This window comes from Bradyrhizobium sp. SZCCT0148 (genome assembly GCF_018129985.1).
GTDB classification, from domain to species: domain Bacteria; phylum Pseudomonadota; class Alphaproteobacteria; order Rhizobiales; family Xanthobacteraceae; genus Bradyrhizobium; species Bradyrhizobium japonicum_H.
On sequence record NZ_JAFCKT010000017.1, the window covers coordinates 12,883 to 29,428 of the forward strand.

17 protein-coding genes are annotated in these 16,546 nt (G+C 64.7%); 11 read left to right on the plus strand and 6 right to left on the minus strand.

What is annotated here, in order from left to right:
- Window positions 1-23: 23 nt before the first annotated feature.
- Both JQ580_RS30010 and JQ580_RS30015 read right to left on the minus strand, forming a co-directional pair.
- Window positions 24-2,498, minus strand: coding sequence for a TonB-dependent receptor (locus tag JQ580_RS30010; protein ID WP_409363236.1), 2,475 nt, complete (start codon window positions 2,496-2,498; stop codon window positions 24-26).
- 163 nt (window positions 2,499-2,661) lie between these two features.
- A complete protein-coding gene (locus JQ580_RS30015) occupies window positions 2,662-4,020 on the minus strand; it encodes a histidine kinase (protein ID WP_212284359.1) in 1,359 nt (452 codons plus the stop codon).
- Window positions 4,021-4,162: 142 nt separating this feature from the next.
- Here JQ580_RS30015 and JQ580_RS30020 point away from each other — a divergent pair, with 142 nt between their 5' ends.
- Both JQ580_RS30020 and fghA read left to right on the plus strand, forming a co-directional pair.
- Window positions 4,163-4,783 (plus strand): response regulator, encoded by a 621-nt coding sequence (locus tag JQ580_RS30020; RefSeq protein WP_018320706.1) that lies wholly within the window; start codon window positions 4,163-4,165, stop codon window positions 4,781-4,783.
- 68 nt (window positions 4,784-4,851) lie between these two features.
- Complete coding sequence (gene fghA, locus JQ580_RS30025; protein WP_212284361.1) at window positions 4,852-5,697, plus strand: S-formylglutathione hydrolase; 846 nt, start codon at window positions 4,852-4,854, stop codon at window positions 5,695-5,697.
- A gap of 203 nt (window positions 5,698-5,900) precedes the next feature.
- Here fghA and JQ580_RS30030 read toward each other — a convergent pair whose 3' ends face one another.
- Entirely contained in the window at window positions 5,901-6,473 is a 573-nt protein-coding gene (locus JQ580_RS30030) for a DUF3280 domain-containing protein (protein WP_212284363.1), read from the minus strand.
- 60 nt (window positions 6,474-6,533) lie between these two features.
- On the opposite strand from JQ580_RS30030, the gene JQ580_RS30035 reads away from it, so the two are divergent.
- The 6 genes from JQ580_RS30035 to JQ580_RS30060 all read left to right on the plus strand — a co-directional run bounded on the left by JQ580_RS30035 (window position 6,534) and on the right by JQ580_RS30060 (window position 11,371).
- Window positions 6,534-7,715: an ABC transporter substrate-binding protein gene (locus JQ580_RS30035; protein ID WP_212284365.1), complete on the plus strand. Its 1,182-nt coding sequence runs from the start codon at window positions 6,534-6,536 to the stop codon at window positions 7,713-7,715.
- A gap of 8 nt (window positions 7,716-7,723) precedes the next feature.
- Window positions 7,724-8,692 (plus strand): YVTN family beta-propeller repeat protein, encoded by a 969-nt coding sequence (locus JQ580_RS30040; protein ID WP_212284367.1) that lies wholly within the window; start codon window positions 7,724-7,726, stop codon window positions 8,690-8,692.
- A complete protein-coding gene (locus JQ580_RS30045) occupies window positions 8,689-9,495 on the plus strand; it encodes an ABC transporter ATP-binding protein (protein ID WP_212284369.1) in 807 nt (268 codons plus the stop codon). Before JQ580_RS30040 ends, JQ580_RS30045 begins: the two co-directional genes overlap by 4 nt.
- Window positions 9,492-10,340 (plus strand): ABC transporter permease, encoded by an 849-nt coding sequence (locus JQ580_RS30050; protein ID WP_212284371.1) that lies wholly within the window; start codon window positions 9,492-9,494, stop codon window positions 10,338-10,340. The genes JQ580_RS30045 and JQ580_RS30050 overlap by 4 nt, the downstream gene beginning before the upstream one ends.
- Window positions 10,337-10,945 (plus strand): BAR domain-containing protein, encoded by a 609-nt coding sequence (locus JQ580_RS30055; RefSeq protein ID WP_212284373.1) that lies wholly within the window; start codon window positions 10,337-10,339, stop codon window positions 10,943-10,945. Before JQ580_RS30050 ends, JQ580_RS30055 begins: the two co-directional genes overlap by 4 nt.
- 126 nt (window positions 10,946-11,071) lie before the next feature.
- Window positions 11,072-11,371 (plus strand): copper-binding protein, encoded by a 300-nt coding sequence (locus JQ580_RS30060; RefSeq protein ID WP_212284375.1) that lies wholly within the window; start codon window positions 11,072-11,074, stop codon window positions 11,369-11,371.
- 122 nt (window positions 11,372-11,493) lie between these two features.
- Here the strand turns inward: JQ580_RS30060 and JQ580_RS30065 are convergent, their stop codons facing one another.
- Both JQ580_RS30065 and JQ580_RS30070 read right to left on the minus strand, forming a co-directional pair.
- Window positions 11,494-12,051, minus strand: a complete 558-nt coding sequence (locus tag JQ580_RS30065) for a PQQ-dependent catabolism-associated CXXCW motif protein (protein ID WP_212284377.1) — start codon at window positions 12,049-12,051, stop codon at window positions 11,494-11,496.
- On the minus strand, window positions 12,048-12,929 hold the full coding sequence (locus JQ580_RS30070) for a substrate-binding domain-containing protein (RefSeq protein WP_212284379.1): 882 nt from the start codon (window positions 12,927-12,929) through the stop codon (window positions 12,048-12,050). Before JQ580_RS30070 ends, JQ580_RS30065 begins: the two co-directional genes overlap by 4 nt.
- 127 nt (window positions 12,930-13,056) lie before the next feature.
- On the opposite strand from JQ580_RS30070, the gene JQ580_RS30075 reads away from it, so the two are divergent.
- A complete protein-coding gene (locus JQ580_RS30075; RefSeq protein WP_212284381.1) occupies window positions 13,057-13,983 on the plus strand; it encodes a quinoprotein relay system zinc metallohydrolase 2 in 927 nt (308 codons plus the stop codon).
- A 104-nt stretch (window positions 13,984-14,087) separates the two neighbouring features.
- Window positions 14,088-14,906 carry a quinoprotein dehydrogenase-associated SoxYZ-like carrier gene (locus tag JQ580_RS30080; RefSeq protein WP_212284383.1) on the plus strand — a complete coding sequence of 273 codons (819 nt, stop codon included), beginning with the start codon at window positions 14,088-14,090 and terminating at the stop codon, window positions 14,904-14,906.
- 193 nt (window positions 14,907-15,099) lie between these two features.
- Here the strand turns inward: JQ580_RS30080 and JQ580_RS30085 are convergent, their stop codons facing one another.
- Window positions 15,100-15,459, minus strand: coding sequence for a hypothetical protein (locus tag JQ580_RS30085; RefSeq protein WP_212284385.1), 360 nt, complete (start codon window positions 15,457-15,459; stop codon window positions 15,100-15,102).
- 87 nt (window positions 15,460-15,546) lie between these two features.
- Here JQ580_RS30085 and JQ580_RS30090 point away from each other — a divergent pair, with 87 nt between their 5' ends.
- Window positions 15,547-16,545, plus strand: coding sequence for an ABC transporter substrate-binding protein (locus JQ580_RS30090; RefSeq protein WP_409363237.1), 999 nt, complete (start codon window positions 15,547-15,549; stop codon window positions 16,543-16,545).
- The last annotated feature ends 1 nt before the right edge of the window (window position 16,546 follow it).

Below are 16,546 nucleotides of genomic sequence, written 5' to 3' on the forward strand. Positions count from 1 at the left end.
GCTGCCCCCGGCTGCGACCGTTCCTAGAAGGTCACCCGCATCCCCGCGTAGAGCGCACGCGGCCTCGCCGGGCTCAGCGAGCGCGGGTCGGTGAAGTCGTTGCCGCCGTTGGTGAAGTTGGGCAGGGCTTCGCGGTCGAAAAAGGTGCCGTAGGTCGCGTAGCGCTTGTCGAAGACGTTGTCGACGCGGCCATAAAGCTGGATGTTCTTCGCCACTTGGTAGGAGGTGTGGAGGTTGAACACCGCGTAGGATGGCAACTTGGAATATTGGTTGGACTCATCCCCGACGAAATACTGGCTGGAGACAAACAGCGCGTTGCCGCCGACCTTCCACACGTCGGTCACAGCGTAGTCGATGCCGACCTTGACGCGATGACGCGGGATCGCGGGAAGCTGGTTGCCGGGCGAAACCTGGATGGTCTCCGTCACGGGATCCCTAAATGGGCTTTCGGAACCGAGTTCGAACGCATCGAGGTAGCGCGCGTCGACGAAGGCGTAGCTTGCCTGGAACTGAAGCGTTGGAGACTTGATGCTGACCTCGGCCTCAAGCCCTTGACGCCTGGTCCGGCCGACATTGCTGAAATAGCCGAACCCGGTCCGCCCAACTGCGGGCACAGCGACGATGTCGTCGTAATTGGTGGCGCGGAACGCGCCGACCTTCCAGCCGAGCGAGCCAATGTTCAGCTGTCTGGTGCCGCGGAAGCCGGCCTCGACGGTCTTGGAGACCACCTGCTTCAGCGGCGGGTCCGAGACGAGGAAGGCCGCGATGAGACAGGGACGGGCCGGATCAGCGCAGCCGAGCTCGAGCGGGGTCGGCACACGGTTGGCCTCGGAGTAACCGGCATAGGCCGTCAGCTCCGGCGTGATCTTGTAGGTGCCGCCGATCACCGGATTGAAACGGGTGAACGTGTGGTCGCCGTTGAGGGCGGAGCCGAGCTGGTCTTCCAGGGTGATGCGTGCCACGTTGAAGCGACCGCCGCCGGTGACGGCGAAGGCATCGGTGACGTTGAACGTGTCCATCGCGTACAGGCCGTTGTACTGATTGACCGTCCGCAGCGAGACGGGGCCGGCCACGGGATCGACCGTCGGCGTCGCGCCGAGGAAGACGCCGCTGCCGCTGACGACGTAATTTTCTCCCATCGAGCCGATTTCGGCCGTGGCGTTGTAGCGGGTGACGCTGGCGTCGTAGCTCGTTCCCATCACGAAGCGGTTGTCGTGCCCGAACAGCTGATCGGTGTTGGTGGCCTGTCCCGACACGCCGAACGAGGTCGACCGGATCGAGCCCCGATCGATCTCGCCGAGGATCGTCCCCGGCGCAAAGGGGTTGGCGAGCTGCACGCCGCCCGCGCCGTTCGCGGCCGTGGTGTCGTCGCCGAAGCACAGCAGCGCCGGATCCGCACCGCATTCCTGCGCGTTCGTCGGATTGCCGTCGACGATCTTCTGCTCGAACCTGCGCACATGGGCGGTTCCTTCGAACGTCCAGGTCGGTGTCGCATCGACTTTTCCGGTCAGATTGAGATAGCCGACGCGGTTGGAGGTGGTCTGAGGCGTAGTGTAGGTCGCGCCCCAATATTTATCGAGCAGCTCGGCCGGAACGGTGGCGCTGGCGCCGAAATCGTTCTTGGCGACGCCCATATTGGCGTGGAATTCGCTGTCGCCGGCCTTATAGCCGACATCGCCATAGAAGCGCCGAACGGTCGATTGCGAGAAATTGCGGAAGCCGTTGTCGCGCACGCCCTCGAGCGCGGCATAGACGCCGTAGTTGTTGTCGACGGTCTTGCCCCACTGCGCCGAGCCCTGGATGCGGCCGAACGAACCGCCCATCACGTCGACCTCGGCGCCCTGGTAGGTGAAGCCATCCTTCATTTGCAGGTTGATGGCGCCGCCGAGCGCGTTGAGGCCGAAGGCCGGGTTGTTGGTGACCAGCGTTACCGACCTGATGGCGGCGGTCGGGATCAGGTCCCAGTTGACGGCATCCGAGAACGCCTCGTTGATGCGGACCCCGTTCTGATACACCGCAAGGCCCTGCGGCGTGCCCACCACGGGCGACGCGACGAAGCCGCGGAATTCGACATCCGGCTGGAACGGATTGCCGGTGACCTCGGTGATGTTGACGCCGGCGATATTGTCGCGCAGCGCGTCGGTGACGTTGAGCGATCCGGTGCGCTTGATCTGGCTGGCATCGACGGCGTTGATCGCCGACGGAACCTTCTCGACGTCGAGGCCCCGGCCCGTGCCCGGCGCGGTCGGATAGACGTAAAGCCGTGTCTTCGGCGCGGCGGACGACGGCGCCCCGATGCGCGCGACTGGCCGCGTCGGCGCAGTACGCCTCGCCACCGAGGGCGGCGGCGCCGTCACTTCGACCGGCGGCAGATTCTGGACGTTGGTGTCCTCGTCCTGCGCGGCCGAAGCGGGGATCGCGAAAACCACCCCGGACACCAGACCTGATGAGACCGAGGCCAACAACAAACGACGCTTGAACGAAAGAACCTTGCCCATCCCCGCCTTCCCATCCGTGACCATCGGCTGTTTTGATTTTCGCCGTTTGGTTGAGACGAGTTTATTCAGCCGTCTCAATCCCGCCAGCCACAAAAGATCGGGCATGATCGGCTCCCGTTTTCCCGACCAAATCGGGAATTTTTCCCGATCGCTTCGGGAGCGATCAGGCCGCGGCGGTCGGAACCAGTGCCTCCACTGTCAATCCGCCATCGCCGGAGACGACGTTGAGCGTGCCGCCCAGCGCCAGGATCCGCTCGCGCATGCCGACGAGGCCGAAGCCGAGCTTCTGGTCCGGCTCCATGCCGCGGCCATTGTCGCTGACGCGCACCCGGGCGCAGACGCGGCCATCGTGCCCCATCTGCTCCGCCGGCTCGATCACGACATTGACCGACGTCGCGCCGGCGTGGCGGAACACGTTGGTGAGCGCCTCCTGCACGATGCGGTAAATGGTAAGGTCGGCGGTCTCGCCGGTCGCGCCCAGCGCGGGTGAGATCGACGTCTCGATCGCGACATGCGGATGCGATTCCCGCCACAGCCGCGACAGCGATTCCAGCGCCTGGCGCAGGCCGAGTTCGGCAAGGCCGACGGGGCGCAGGCGCTCCAGCACGCGGCGATTGAACTGCTGCAGCGCGTTGATCTGCTCCAGCATGGCGCTGCCATGTTTTCGCACGGCCTCGGCACTGGGCACGCGCCCGTCCGCCTGTTTTGCCAGCGCGCCGGCATGCGCCCGCAGCGAGAACAGGTACGGCCCGAATTCGTCGTGGAGCTCGCGCGCGATCTCCTTGCGCTCGACGTCCTGGAGCGACACCGCCCGCTCGGCGAGGCGCCGCTTGTCCTCGACGGCTTCCCCCAGCGTTGCGGCGAGGTGATTGAGCCTGGTGCAGATTGCGGCGAGCTCCGGCGCACCGCCCGGTGCGACCCGGGCCTCGTAATGTCCGGCTTCGAGCTTTCCCATCGTCTCCGCCAGCGACTGGAGCGGTGCCAGCGCCCGGCCGACCACGTTCATCATCAGGAAAAACAGCGCCAGCGCGATCACGGTGCCGACCTCGAGCTGGGTCACGATGCCGTCCCAGATCTCCGCGATCTCGTCGTCGGGATGCGAGGTGATCAGGAGCGAGCCGGGCTTGCCGTGGATCGAGACCGGCACGCTCACCGCGGTCTGCTCGGGATGAACCAGGCTGACGAACCAGCTCGGCGGCCCGCGCGTGTCGGCGTCAGTGTCGAGCCGGGGCGGCGTCTGCGGATCGCCTGCTGCATCTCGGAGGGTGATGCTGACATGGCGAAGACGGCTGAGGTCGCGCGCGATCTGGTTCAGCCTGGCGTCCGGATCGGGCGCCTCGTTGAGATCGGCAACGATCATCTCGATGAATTCGCGCGCAAGCCGGATAACGCTCTGGTCCTCGGCCTGCACGCGCGGACCGGCCTCCGCGACCTGGCGGCCGATATTGACGGCAAGCCCCAGCGCCAGCAGCAGCGCCAGCAAGAGGTTGATGCGCCCGCGCAAGGATAGATTTTGCCACATTGGTGTCGCCCGTGCCTCGCGAAGCCTCGCTCGACGCTGTCCGATGACGTTGACAGCGGCGAAGCGGCAGATATCTAATCGGAAGCGTACAGCAATCCCGGCCGGGCGCGAAACAGGCCGACGCTGTCACAAGGAAACGCCGATGCGCATTCTGATCGTCGACGATCATCCCATTGTCGCCTCCGGCTGCCGTGCCGTGCTGGCCGACGAAGGCGAGATCGAAATTCTGGAGGCTGCCGACGCCGAGGACGGCGAGTGCGTCTTCATCGTCGAACGCCCCGACCTCTGCATCATCGACATCAACCTGCCGACCGTCTCCGGCTTCGAGCTGGCCCGCCGCATCCTCGAGCGCGCGCCCGAGGCCCGCATCATCATGTTCAGCATGAACGACGATCCGGCCTTTGCCGCGCGCGCGATCGAATGCGGCGCCAAGGGCTACGTCTCCAAGACCGGCGACCCCGACGACCTCGTCGAGGCGATCCGCGCGGTCGGCGGCGGCGGCACGTATTTGCCGAGCGCCATCGCGCGCAGCATCGCCTTCGCAGGGCCGACGCTGGCGCAAAGCCCGCTGTCCAAGCTGAACGCGCGCGAAATGGAGATTCTGCGGCTGCTCAGCGCCGGCAAGAGCCTGTCCGAGATCGCCTGGCTGGTGCAGTCGTCCTACAAGACGGTGGCCAACACCTCGTCCATCATGCGCCAGAAGCTCGGGGTGAAGACCTCGGTCGAGCTGGTACGGCTGGCGATCGACAGCGGTGTCGCCTGACGGCGCCACAAACTTCGGTCACACAAGCGTTGCAATGTTGATGTGGTGAGATGCCACGGAGTGAAGGCATGACGATTCAGACTGTCTCGACCAACAAAGCCCATGGCGGCGTGCAGGGTGTGTATCGCCATGCCAGCCAGGCGACCGGAACCGACATGGTGTTCTCGGTCTATGTTCCCCCGCATGCCGAGGGCGCCAGGCTGCCCGTTGTCTGGTACCTGTCCGGCCTCACCTGCACCCATGCCAACGTCACCGAGAAGGGCGAATTCCGCAAGGCCTGCGCCGAGCTCGGCCTGATCTTCGTCGCACCCGACACCTCCCCGCGCGGCGCCGACGTGCCGGGCGATGCCAACAACGCCTATGATTTCGGCCTGGGCGCGGGCTTCTACGTCGATGCGACGCAAGAGCCGTTCGCGCGCAATTATCGGATGTGGAGCTATGTCACCGACGAGTTGCCGAAGCTCGTGGCGGGAAATTTTCCCGTCGACGCCAAGCGGCAATCGGTGATGGGCCATTCGATGGGCGGCCATGGTGCGCTGACGGTGGCGCTACGCAACCCGCACCGCTATCGCGCGGCGAGCGCGTTCGCGCCGATCGTGGCGCCCTCGCTGGTGCCCTGGGGCACCAAGGCGTTGACCGGCTATCTCGGACCGAACAAGGACGCCTGGCGCGCCCATGACACGGTGGCGCTGATCGAGGACGGCGCGAAATTCCCCGGCTTCCTGGTCGACGTCGGCGAGGCCGACAATTTCCTGAAGGAGCAGCTGAAGCCGGAGTTGCTCCAAGCCGCATGCAGCAAGGCGAACATCCCGCTGACGCTGCGGATGCAGCCGGGCTATGACCACAGCTATTATTTCATCTCGACCTTCATGGAGGATCATCTGCACTGGCATGCCGAGAAGCTGAAGGGGTGAGATTCGCACACCAAGCTCACCGTGGGCTCCTCCTTCTCCCCTTGCGGGAGAAGGTGGCGCGAAGCGCCGATGATGGCATTTACCCGCAACTTCTGTGAGAGTTGGACTCGCGGAGAGACCCCCTCACCCGGCTTCGCTTCGCGAATCCACCCTCTGCCGCAGGGGGCGAGGGTGCACCGCCATCGCGATGAGTTATTCCCGCCCTACTCCCGCCTGCCGTAGTTCGGCGCCAGCACCCGATTGCGGATCAGGTAGCTCATCGTGCGGGTCCAGGCTTCATCCGTGTTGCCACGCATGTCGGCGCTCGCCGACATGATCATCTGGCCGGTCTTCACGTCACGCAAATAGACATTGAGATTGATGATCAGGTTCGAGACCTTCTGCACCATGCCGGTAATCTCGAGGTCAGCGCCCAATTCGCCGGCAAGCTTGAGATCGCAGCCCCCGCAGGCCTGCAAGTTCGCGTGACGGGCGGCATCCCTGACCGGTGCGATGTCGAGCACCTGGAACCTGCCGGACTCCGTCAGCTCCTTGCGCAGCTGCTCGCTGATGAGCACGAGCCGCGCCTCTTCCGGCTTGGAGCCGTAGAATTCCCCCGGCAGGCTGGTGTCGATCAGCTCGAAATCGAACACGGCGAGCTTAGGCGGATCGGCGCGCGCGATCGACGGCGTCAACAGCAAAGCGGCGATCACCATCAATGCTCGCACGATCGTGATTCCTCCTAGCGCGTGTGCGGGGACGAAATGCGGGGTTGCATGGCCTGACAAATTGGTCATGCTTGAAGCAGAGACAATTCTCCACCTGCGGTCAAGCCGGGGAGATCGCTCGGAGGAAACATGATCCGATGGTTGGCCGGTCTGATTGGCTTGGGCCTTGCTGCGACGAGTGCGCTCGCGGCGGAGCCTGCTTCGATCGGCGTCGGCTACCTCGGCATCGCCGGGACCCGATCCACCCTGTCGCTGGTCGAGCAGCCCGCGGAGAATGACGGCATCGCCGGCGCGCGGCTCGCGATCGAGGACAACAACACCACCGGCAAGTTCCTGGGTCAGCGGTTCGTCCTGGAAGAGCGCCGCATCAGGGAAGGTGAGGACGTCGTCCAGGCCGCGACCGCGCTCGCGGAAAAGAACGGCTTCATCATCGCCGACCTGCCCGCCGATGCGCTGCTGAAAGTCTCGGACGCCCTGCGCGACCGCGGCACGCTGCTGTTCAACGCCGGCGCGATCGACGAACGTTTGCGCGAGGCCGATTGCCGCGCCAACGTCATCCATACCGCGCCGACACGAGCGATGCTGGCCGATGCGCTCGGTCAATATCTTGTCTGGAAAAAATGGTCGCGCTGGTTGCTCGTGGTGGGCTCGCATGACGAGGACAAGCTGTTCGCGGATGCGCTCCGGCGCACCGCCACACGATTCGGCGCCAAGATCGTGCAGGAGCGCACTTTCGAGGACAAGGGCGGCGCACGGCGCACCGATAGCGGCGTGACGCTGATCCAGCGCCAGATGCCTGTCTTCACGCAGCAGGCGCCCGCCTACGACGTGCTGGTCGCCGCCGACGAGAGCGAGGTGTTCGGCGCCTACCTGCCCTACCGCACCTGGGATCCGCGGCCGGTCGTGGGCTCGGCAGGTCTGGTGCCGCGCAGCTGGGACCCGGCGCAGGACCAATGGGGCGCGATCCAGATGCAGAACCGCTTCATGAAGCTGAATTCACGGCGCATGTCGGCGCTCGACATGCAGGCCTGGACCGCAGCCCGCATGATCGGAGAGGCCACCTCGCGCACCAATTCCGGCGACGTCAAGAATGTGACTGATTTCATCAAGGGCCCGGACTTCTCGGTCGCCGCTTTCAAAGGCACGCGACTGACCCTGCGCGACTGGAACCTGCAGCTGCGGCAGCCGATCCTGCTGGTCGACGGTCGCATGGTCGTGTCGGTGTCGCCGCAGGAGGGATTTCTGCACCAGGTCTCCGAGCTCGACACGCTCGGCTACGATCGTCCGGAGAGCAAATGCAAGCTGAAGTGAGAACACAGATGTCGCGCATGTGGCGTGTCGCGCTCTTGTCCGGACTGGCGCTGGCGGCGGCGCCCGCCCATGCGTTCATCGCCTATGTCTCGAACGAGAAGAGCAATACGGTGACGGTGATCGACACCGACAGCTGGACCGTGACCAAGACCATCAAGGTCGGCCAGCGCCCGCGCGGCATCGATTTCACGCGCGACGGCAAGTTCGTGATGGTCGCGGTCGGCGACGACGACACCATCCAGATGATCGACGCCAAGACGCAGACCGTGGTGGACAGCCTGCCCTCCGGACCCGACCCGGAACTGTTCGCTCAGGATGCCGCCGGCAAGATCCTCTACGTCGCCAACGAGAACGACAACACGGTGACCGTGATCGACCTCGAGAAGCGCAGCCGGCTCGGCGACATCCAGGTCGGCGTCGAGCCCGAGGGCATGACCATCAGCCCGGACGGCAAGACGCTGATCAACACGTCGGAAACGACCAACATGGCGCATTTCATCGACACCTCGTCGCGCCAGATCGTCGCCAACGTGCTGGTGGATGCGCGGCCGCGCTTTGCCGAGTTCAAGCACGATGCTTCCGAACTGTGGGTCTCGTCCGAGATCGGCGGCACAGTCTCGGTGATCGACCCAAAGAAGCACGAGATCATCGGCAAGGTCACGTTCGAAATTCCGGGCCTGCGGAAAGAAGCGATCCAGCCGGTCGGCATCGGCATGACCAAGGATGACAAGACCGCCTTCGTTGCACTCGGCCCCGCCAACCGCATCGCCGTGGTCGACGTGGCCTCGCGCAAGGTGACGAAATATTTGCTGGTGGGTCAGCGGGTCTGGCACATGGCGTTCACGCCGGACGAGAAGTACCTGCTCACCACCAATGGCGTGTCGAACGACGTCTCCGTCATCGACGTCGCCGCACAAAAGGTGATCAAGACCATTCAGGTGGGCGAACTGCCCTGGGGTATCGCGATCGCGCCATGACCAATCCCGCTCCGATTCCCGAGCCGCAGGAGGCGCCGAGGCTCGACGCGGCCGCGGTTCCGGCGCTGTCGATCGACGGCGTCAGCCATGCCTATGGGCCGCGGCGGGCCTTGATCGACGTCTCCTTCAACGTGCAGCGGGCGAGCTTCACGGCCCTGCTCGGCCTCAACGGCGCGGGCAAGAGCACGCTGTTCTCGCTGATCACGCGCCTGTTCGGCATCCAAAGCGGCCGGGTCGGCATTTTCGGCCACGACATCGGCAAGAGCCCCGGCGAGGCGCTGCGGCTGCTCGGGGTCGTGTTCCAGCCGCGCACGCTCGATCTCGACCTGTCGCTGACGCAGAACCTGCTCTATCACGCCGCCCTCCACGGCATCAGCCGGCGCGAGGCCCGCGCGCGAGCCGCCGAACTGCTCGACCGCATCGGGCTTGCCGAACGCGCCGGCAGCAAGGTGCGCGATCTCTCGGGCGGGCAGATGCGGCGGCTGGAGATCGCGCGCGCGCTGCTGCACCGGCCGCGGCTATTGTTGCTCGACGAGCCGACCGTCGGCCTCGACGTCAAGGCGCGCGCCGACATCATCAGCCAAGTGCGCAGGCTCGTGACCGAGCAAGGGATCGGCGTGCTCTGGGCCACGCATCTGTTCGACGAGATCATGCCCAGTGACGACCTCGTGGTGCTGCACCAGGGCAAGGTGCTGGCGAAAGGGCCGATGAGCCGCGTCATCTCGGAGGCCGGCGCGCAGGACGTCAACACCGCCTTCATGCGCCTGACCGGTGCGCAGACCATGCCGGGAGGCGGCGCGTGAGCAGCATCACCACCCGCGATACACCGCGCGGTTTCTCGTTCGCCGAATATATGACCTGCCTCGCCGGCATCGTCTGGCGCGAAGGCCTGCGCTTCCTGCATCAGCGCGAACGCTTCGTTTCGGCGCTGGTGCGACCGCTGGTCTGGCTGTTCATTTTCGCCGCCGGCTTCCGTCAGGTGCTCGGCATCTCCATCATCCCGCCCTACGAGACCTACATTCTGTACGAGGTCTATATCGCGCCCGGGCTGATGGCGATGATCCAGCTGTTCAACGGCATGCAGTCCTCGCTGTCGATGGTCTACGACCGCGAGATGGGCAACATGCGCACGCTGCTGGTGAGCCCGCTGCCGCGCGGCTTCCTGCTGTTCTGCAAGCTGCTGGCGGGCACCGCCGTCTCGCTGCTCCAGGTGTATGCGTTCCTCCTGATCGCCTGGTTCTGGGACATCACCCCGCCATCCCAGGGCTATCTCACCGTGCTGCCGGCGCTGATCCTGTCCGGACTGATGCTGGGCTCGCTCGGCATGCTGATCTCCTCGGGCATCAAGCAGCTGGAAAACTTCGCCGGGGTCATGAACTTCGTCATCTTTCCGATGTTCTTTGCTTCTTCGGCGCTCTACCCGCTGTGGCGGGTGCAGGAGGGAAGCCCTTATCTCTACTATCTCTGCCAGGCCAATCCCTTCACCCATGCGGTCGAGCTGATACGGTTTGCGCTGTACGGCCAAATCAACTGGATCTCTCTGGCGGTGGTCGCGGCATGCACAATCGTCTTCATGATCGGGGCGATTTGGGCCTATGATCCCTCGCGTGGACTGGCGCGGCGGGGGCCTGCAGGAGGCGAAGGATGAAGGGTCTGGCCATGGCTGTTGTGGCGCTCGCGCTGTCGGGCACGGCCGCCCGCGCGGCCGATCCGCGCTACCCCAACTGGCCCTGCACGCAAGCCAAGGTGCCGGAGATATCGCTCGCCGCCGTCTGGGCTGGTCCTGCGCTGGACGACGCCGAAACCAAATGGAAGAACGATGCCAAGATCACCGCGCTGGTCGCGAAACTGTCTGCGCGCAAGACGCCGATCGACGAGGCCGAGAGGTCGGTGAAAGAGTTTTTGGCCGCCTCGTCCGCCGACAAGACCAATAACGCAAAGCTGCTGTTCGCCGGCCTGTTCGACACGCTCAACGCACAGCGCTCCCAGGTGATGAACGGGCTCGAACGCGTCAGCCGCAAGCAGCGCGAGGCCGCCGACAAGATTCGCGAGGAGGCGATTCAGCTGCAGGCGCTGCAGGGCGCCACGCCGCGGGACGAGGCCAGGGTCGAGGCGCTCGGCAACGAGCTGATCTGGAAGACCCGCATTTTCGAGGACCGCAACAAGGTCGTGCGGTTCGTCTGCGAGGTTCCCACCACGATCGACCAGCGCCTGTTCGCCCTTGGCCGCGTGATCCAGCAGGAAATGGAATAACGCCCCTGGCTGGCGCCTACGTCAGGTTCCCGAATCGGCCCGTTAACCTTTGCCGCGCTATCTCCCGGAACCAAATCCAGTCAGGATGGCTTGTCGAGGTGAACTCCAGAGCGTCGGGAGGCCTCGATGGGAACCACACGATTCATTTTTGCGGGCGTTGCGGTCCTGAGCATGCTCGCAACCAGCGCTCTTGCCGACGACATGACCGGATTGGTCATGCGGGTCGATCGACTCAACGGCACGATCTCGATCCAGCAGACGCAGAAGGGAACGGTCGGCGGCAGCGCAGGCGGTGCCGGCGCGCTCCAGGAATACAAAACCAAGGACGCCGCGATGCTGGACGCAGTCCATGCCGGCGACCGGGTGAATTATTCCGCGACAGAGACGAACGGCACCGGCACGCTGACGAAGCTTCAGAAGCAGTAGGCGCTTGCTTCGCCTCTCCTCGTGCACGCCGCCGTCATGGCCGGGCTCGTCCCGGCCATCCATGCTTGGCCGTGAAGCGTGAAGAACGTGGATGCCCGGGACGAGGCCGGGCATGACGGCGCCTACTGATCGGGACGCGGCTCAGGCTGCGCCTCCTCGGTTGGAAGCTTCGCCCGCTCCCAGCCATCGGTGCCGTCGGGGTACCAGGCGATGCTGGAGTAGCCATACGTCAGCGCTCGCTTGGCGGCGTTCCAGGACATCCAGCAATCCGCGAGGCAATAGATCACCAGCAGCGCGGACTTGTCGCCACGCGAGGCCTGTGCAAGGCCGCGCTGGAGATAATCGTCCATCGCCGGCGGCAAGATGCCGTAGCCGGTATCCGGCAACCAGATGCTGCCCGGAATGTTCTTGCGCGGCGTATCGCGCCACACCGTGCCTGCGGGAAGGTTCTTCGGCTTCGGCGGCCGCGGCAGCACGTCGACGAACGCACCGCTCTTGGCGCGCCAGATCGCTTCGGCTTCCGCCGTACTGAGCACGCGCGCGCCCGCCAGCGTCGCCGGCACCGGTGCGCGATAATTGTCGCTGCGATAACCCTCGGGTTCGAACGGCTCCTGCTGCTGCGCGAATGCCGGCACCGCGAACGCGGCAACGACGAGCGCAGCGGCCATACGCCGCCTCATGGCGACGTCTTGGCCGTCTCCGCACCGAGCGGCTTGTTGTTCTCGTCGAGCAGCGGGACGCCGAAGTCGATCAGGATCTTGTTGATCTCGCCCTGGTTCTCCTGGATCAGCTTGTTGAGCTGCCGCTTCCAGTTCTGGTCGGCGGGACGTACGCCCATCCCGATGCGATAAACCAGCTTCGGCCCCGTGGTTTCCTTCACCAGCGGCGTGACGTGAAGCGAGCCGACCTTCTTCGCGTAGTAGCCGGCCATCGGTCCCCACAGCACCCCGGCGTCGATCTTGCCGGCGGCGAGATCGTCGATCATCGCTTGCGCCGAATTGTCATAGCGCGTGTCGACCATCAGCGGATAAGGCTTCGCATCGCCCATCAGGCCGGCGACGGCCATGTTCGTCGCGGGCGGCGTGCCGGCGACGATGCCGACATGCTTTCCCTTCAACTTCGCATCCTCCAGCGTGTCGACGTCCTCGAGCCCGCTGCCGGCCTTGGCGACCAGCGCATAGCTCGTGCGGTAGTAGGGATTGGTGCCCTGCACGACGTCATCGCCTTGCGGAAAGCCCATGATGACGTCGCAGCGGTGCGCGCCCAGGGTCATCCGCACGAAACCGGTGGCCTGCGGGAAGAAGACGTAGTCGAGTTTCTTCTTGAGCTTGTCGGCAAACAGCTCGGCCAGCTTGTTCTCCAGCCCCTCGCCCTTTTCGTTCGAGAACGGCAGATTGCGCGGATCGGCGCAGACGCGCAGCACGTTCGGGTCGACCAGTTCGAACGAGAGGTCGCCGCTGTCGTTGGTCTGCGCGATGGCGCGATCGCCGAATGCACAGCACGCAACCAGAACCCAAAGTGAAAACAACCAGCGACGATGTCGTCCGGCCTCCGTCATCGTGCTTCCTCCTCGTTTTGTTTGAATGCTATCCATGCAACGCATGATGCGGCAAGTTTTGCCAGACTCTGCTGGTTTTCCTTTGTTGCGGTGCAACGCAGCCAATCCTTCGAACTGAGGCGGAAACGTGTCTCGCATCGCTCGAATAATCGCAGCCTTGTCCCTGCTGGGGACGGTAACGCTAGCACAGGCCGGCGCGGCCGAATTGCCTGTGAGCGAAGTCGCGACCGGAATCTTCGTACACTCCGGGGCCATTGCCCTGATGACCCGCGAGAACGAGGGCGACATTGCCAATGTCGGTTTCATCGTGGGCGATGCGGCCGTGGCCGTCATCGACACCGGTGGCAGCTTCCATGAAGGCGAGGCGCTGCTCGCCGCCGTGCGGGCCCGCACCAACAAGCCGATCCGGTATGTCATCAATACGCACGGCCACCCCGACCACGTTTTCGGCAATGCCGCCTTCGCCGCCGGCGGCACCAGCTTCGTCGGCCACAGCAAGCTGCCGCAGGCGCTGGCGACGCGCGGGCCTTACTATCTCGACAACTTCCGCCGCATCATGGGCAGCGAATTGATTGATCCCGTGAAGATCATTGCCCCGACCCTCCTGGTGTCGGACACGATGACGCTCGATCTCGGGGCGCGCCGTCTCATCTTGCGCGCTTGGCGCGCGGGGCACAGCGACTGCGATGTGACCGTGTACGACGAGGCGTCAAAAACCCTTTTCACCGGCGACCTGGTCTTTCTCCGCCACATTCCGGTCATGGACGGGAGTATCCGCGGCTGGCTCGAGACGTTGAAGGAATTGGAGGCCATCCCGGCGCAACGCGTCATTCCAGGTCACGGACCCGTGAGCGACTGGCCGGCTGCGCTGGCCGATGAACGGCGTTACCTGTCAACGCTGCTGTCCGACGTGCGTGCGCTGAACAAGAGCGGCGAGCCGATCCGCGCCGCCGCCGAGAAGGCGGCCGCGGAGGAGCGAGCGCGCTGGGAATTGTTCGGCGATTACAACGCCCGGAACGCAACTGCAGCATTTTCGGAAATTGAATGGGAGTAGCAGGCGCGCTACGATAGCCGAGAGAGATCAGCTTCGCTGGTTCCTTGACGAGATCAGCTTCGCTGACTCGGAGATCAGCTTGGCTGGCTCAGAGGATGATGACCATGAGCAAATGGACACGCCGCCTGCCCTTGATCGCCGCACTGCTCGGCATCGCCTTCGCCGTGCCGGCGCAGGCTGAAGAGGCCAGCGATCCCTGGCCGGGTCTTGTGCAGGACATCTTCAACAACCGCGCGATGAATGACGGCAGCAGCGTCATCGGCATCGAGATGCCGTATCGCGCAGAGGACGCGGCGATCGTGCCGGTGACCCTGCGCAGCAAGCTGTCGCCCGCGGACAGCCGCCGCATCCGTTCGATCACGCTCGTGATCGACCGCAACCCGGCACCGATGGCCGCGAAGTTCGAGCTCGGCCCCGACGCCAATGTCACCGAGATCTCGACGCGCGTGCGTGTCAACAATTACACCGATGTGCACGCGGTGGCCGAGCTAACCGACGGCCAGCTCTATGTCTCGAAAGTCTATGTGAAGGCCTCGGGCGGCTGCTCGGCGCCGGCCGGTAAGAACGTCGAGGAGGCGCAAAGCCGGCTCGGCAAGATGCGCTACAGGCAATTCGCGCGCGAGGAAGCGCCGGCCAGCCGCGTCCGCGAAGCCCAGATCATGATCGGCCATCCCAACAATTCCGGCCTGCAGATGGACCAGGTCACGCAGCTCTACATTCCCGCCTTCTTTGTCAACCAGCTGAAGCTGACGCAGGACGACAGCCTCGTTCTGTCGATGGAAGGCGGCATCTCGATCTCGGAAGACCCCAATCTGCGCTTCACCTACGTGTCGAACGGCGCCAAGCGTTTCCGCGCCGAAGCCAAGGACACGGATGGGCATGTGTTCCGCAGTGAGTGGGACGTGGAGAAGCCGGGGACATAGTTCGTGAGGCTTGCGCTGGTTCCCCTGTCCCTTGTGGGAGAGGGTAGCTCGCCGCGATAGCGGCGAGACGGGTGAGGGGTACTTCCGCGAACTCATCTCGGATTTGTGCTCGCCGACAGACCCCCCTCATCCGGCGCTTCGCGCCACCTTCTCCCGCGAGGGGAGAAGGATCGCACCGTGTCCGCGGCTATAACTAGAAACACCTCACCTCGGCTTCCGCCTGCGCGCGCCTCAAATCGTTGACTGCCGTGTTGGCCTGCTCCGAGGTGCGGAATTGGACGCCGAGATTGCCGCGGACCTGCGACATGCTGAGCGCGGTCTCCGCGGTCACATAGCGCTCATAGGGTACGATCGAGGCCACCACGTCGATCGAGCAGGAACATTGCTCGATCGACTGCCGGCTCTCGCCATTCGCCTTCATGCAGCCATAGACGTACTCCGCGCGCGCCGACGTCGGATAATCATTGGCCTCCTCGGCCCGAGCCACGCACGCGGTCGCAGCCCACACCGTCAATGCGGCGACAATCGGTCGTAGCTGTCCGGCCAGTTTCATGCGCATCCTCCAGCGGGTTGCGAGCAACGCTATGCTATGCGTATTGTCCTGAAAAGCACTCTATCAGAGGAAACGGCTCACAAGGTGATGAGAGCACTTGGCGTGATAATCGCACTTGGTCGAACATTGGCACTCGCGACGATGCTGGTGCTGACACCGATCGTACCCGGCCGCGCCGCGGATACGATCCGCCTTGCAGTGCAGAAGACCGGAACATTCTCCTGGGAGCTGGCCGCGATCCGCGCCAGCGGCCTCGACAAGGAGGCTGGCCTTTCGCTTGAGGTCAGCGAGCTCGCGAGCACCGAAGCCGGCAAGATCGCGATGCGCGCCGGCAGCGCCGACATCATCCTGTCTGACTGGCTGTGGGTGTCGCGCGAACGAGCGCTCGGCGCCAAACTCACCTTCTATCCCTATTCCAGCGCGCTCGGCGCGGTAATGGTACCCGCATCCTCGCCGATCAAGACACTCGCCGACCTCAAGGGACGCAAGCTCGCAATCGCCGGCGGAGCGATCGACAAGAGCTGGCTGCTGCTGCAGGCCAGCATGAAGCAGGACGGCATCGACCTGAAGTCGGAGGCAACCATCGTCTATGGCGCCCCGCCCCTGATCGCCGCCAAGGCGCTGGACGGCGAGATGGATGCGAGCCTCAATTTCTGGAATTTCTGCGCCCAGCTCGAGGCCAAGGGGTTTCGCCGCCTGGCCGGCATCGAGGACATTCTGCCGAATCTCGGCGCCAAAGGCGCAGTCTCCGCGATCGGCTATGTCTTCGACGAGAGCTGGGCGGCGAGCCACAAGGACGCGGTGGCGCGCTTCATTGCGATGACCCGCAAGGCCAAGCAGCTGCTGATCACATCCGATGCGGCCTGGGAGAAGATCGCGCCGCTGACCGGCACGGCCGATGCCACCTTGCTCAAGACCTATCGCGACCGCTATCGCGACGGCATTCCGCGCAGGAGCATCGACGACGAGGAGAAAGACGCGCGCGTGCTGTACCGCGTGCTGGCCGAGGTCGGCGGCCGCGACCTTGTCGGGCCGGCGGCCGAGCTCGATCCGGGCACGTTCTATCACGCAGCCCCCGGAGACTGAG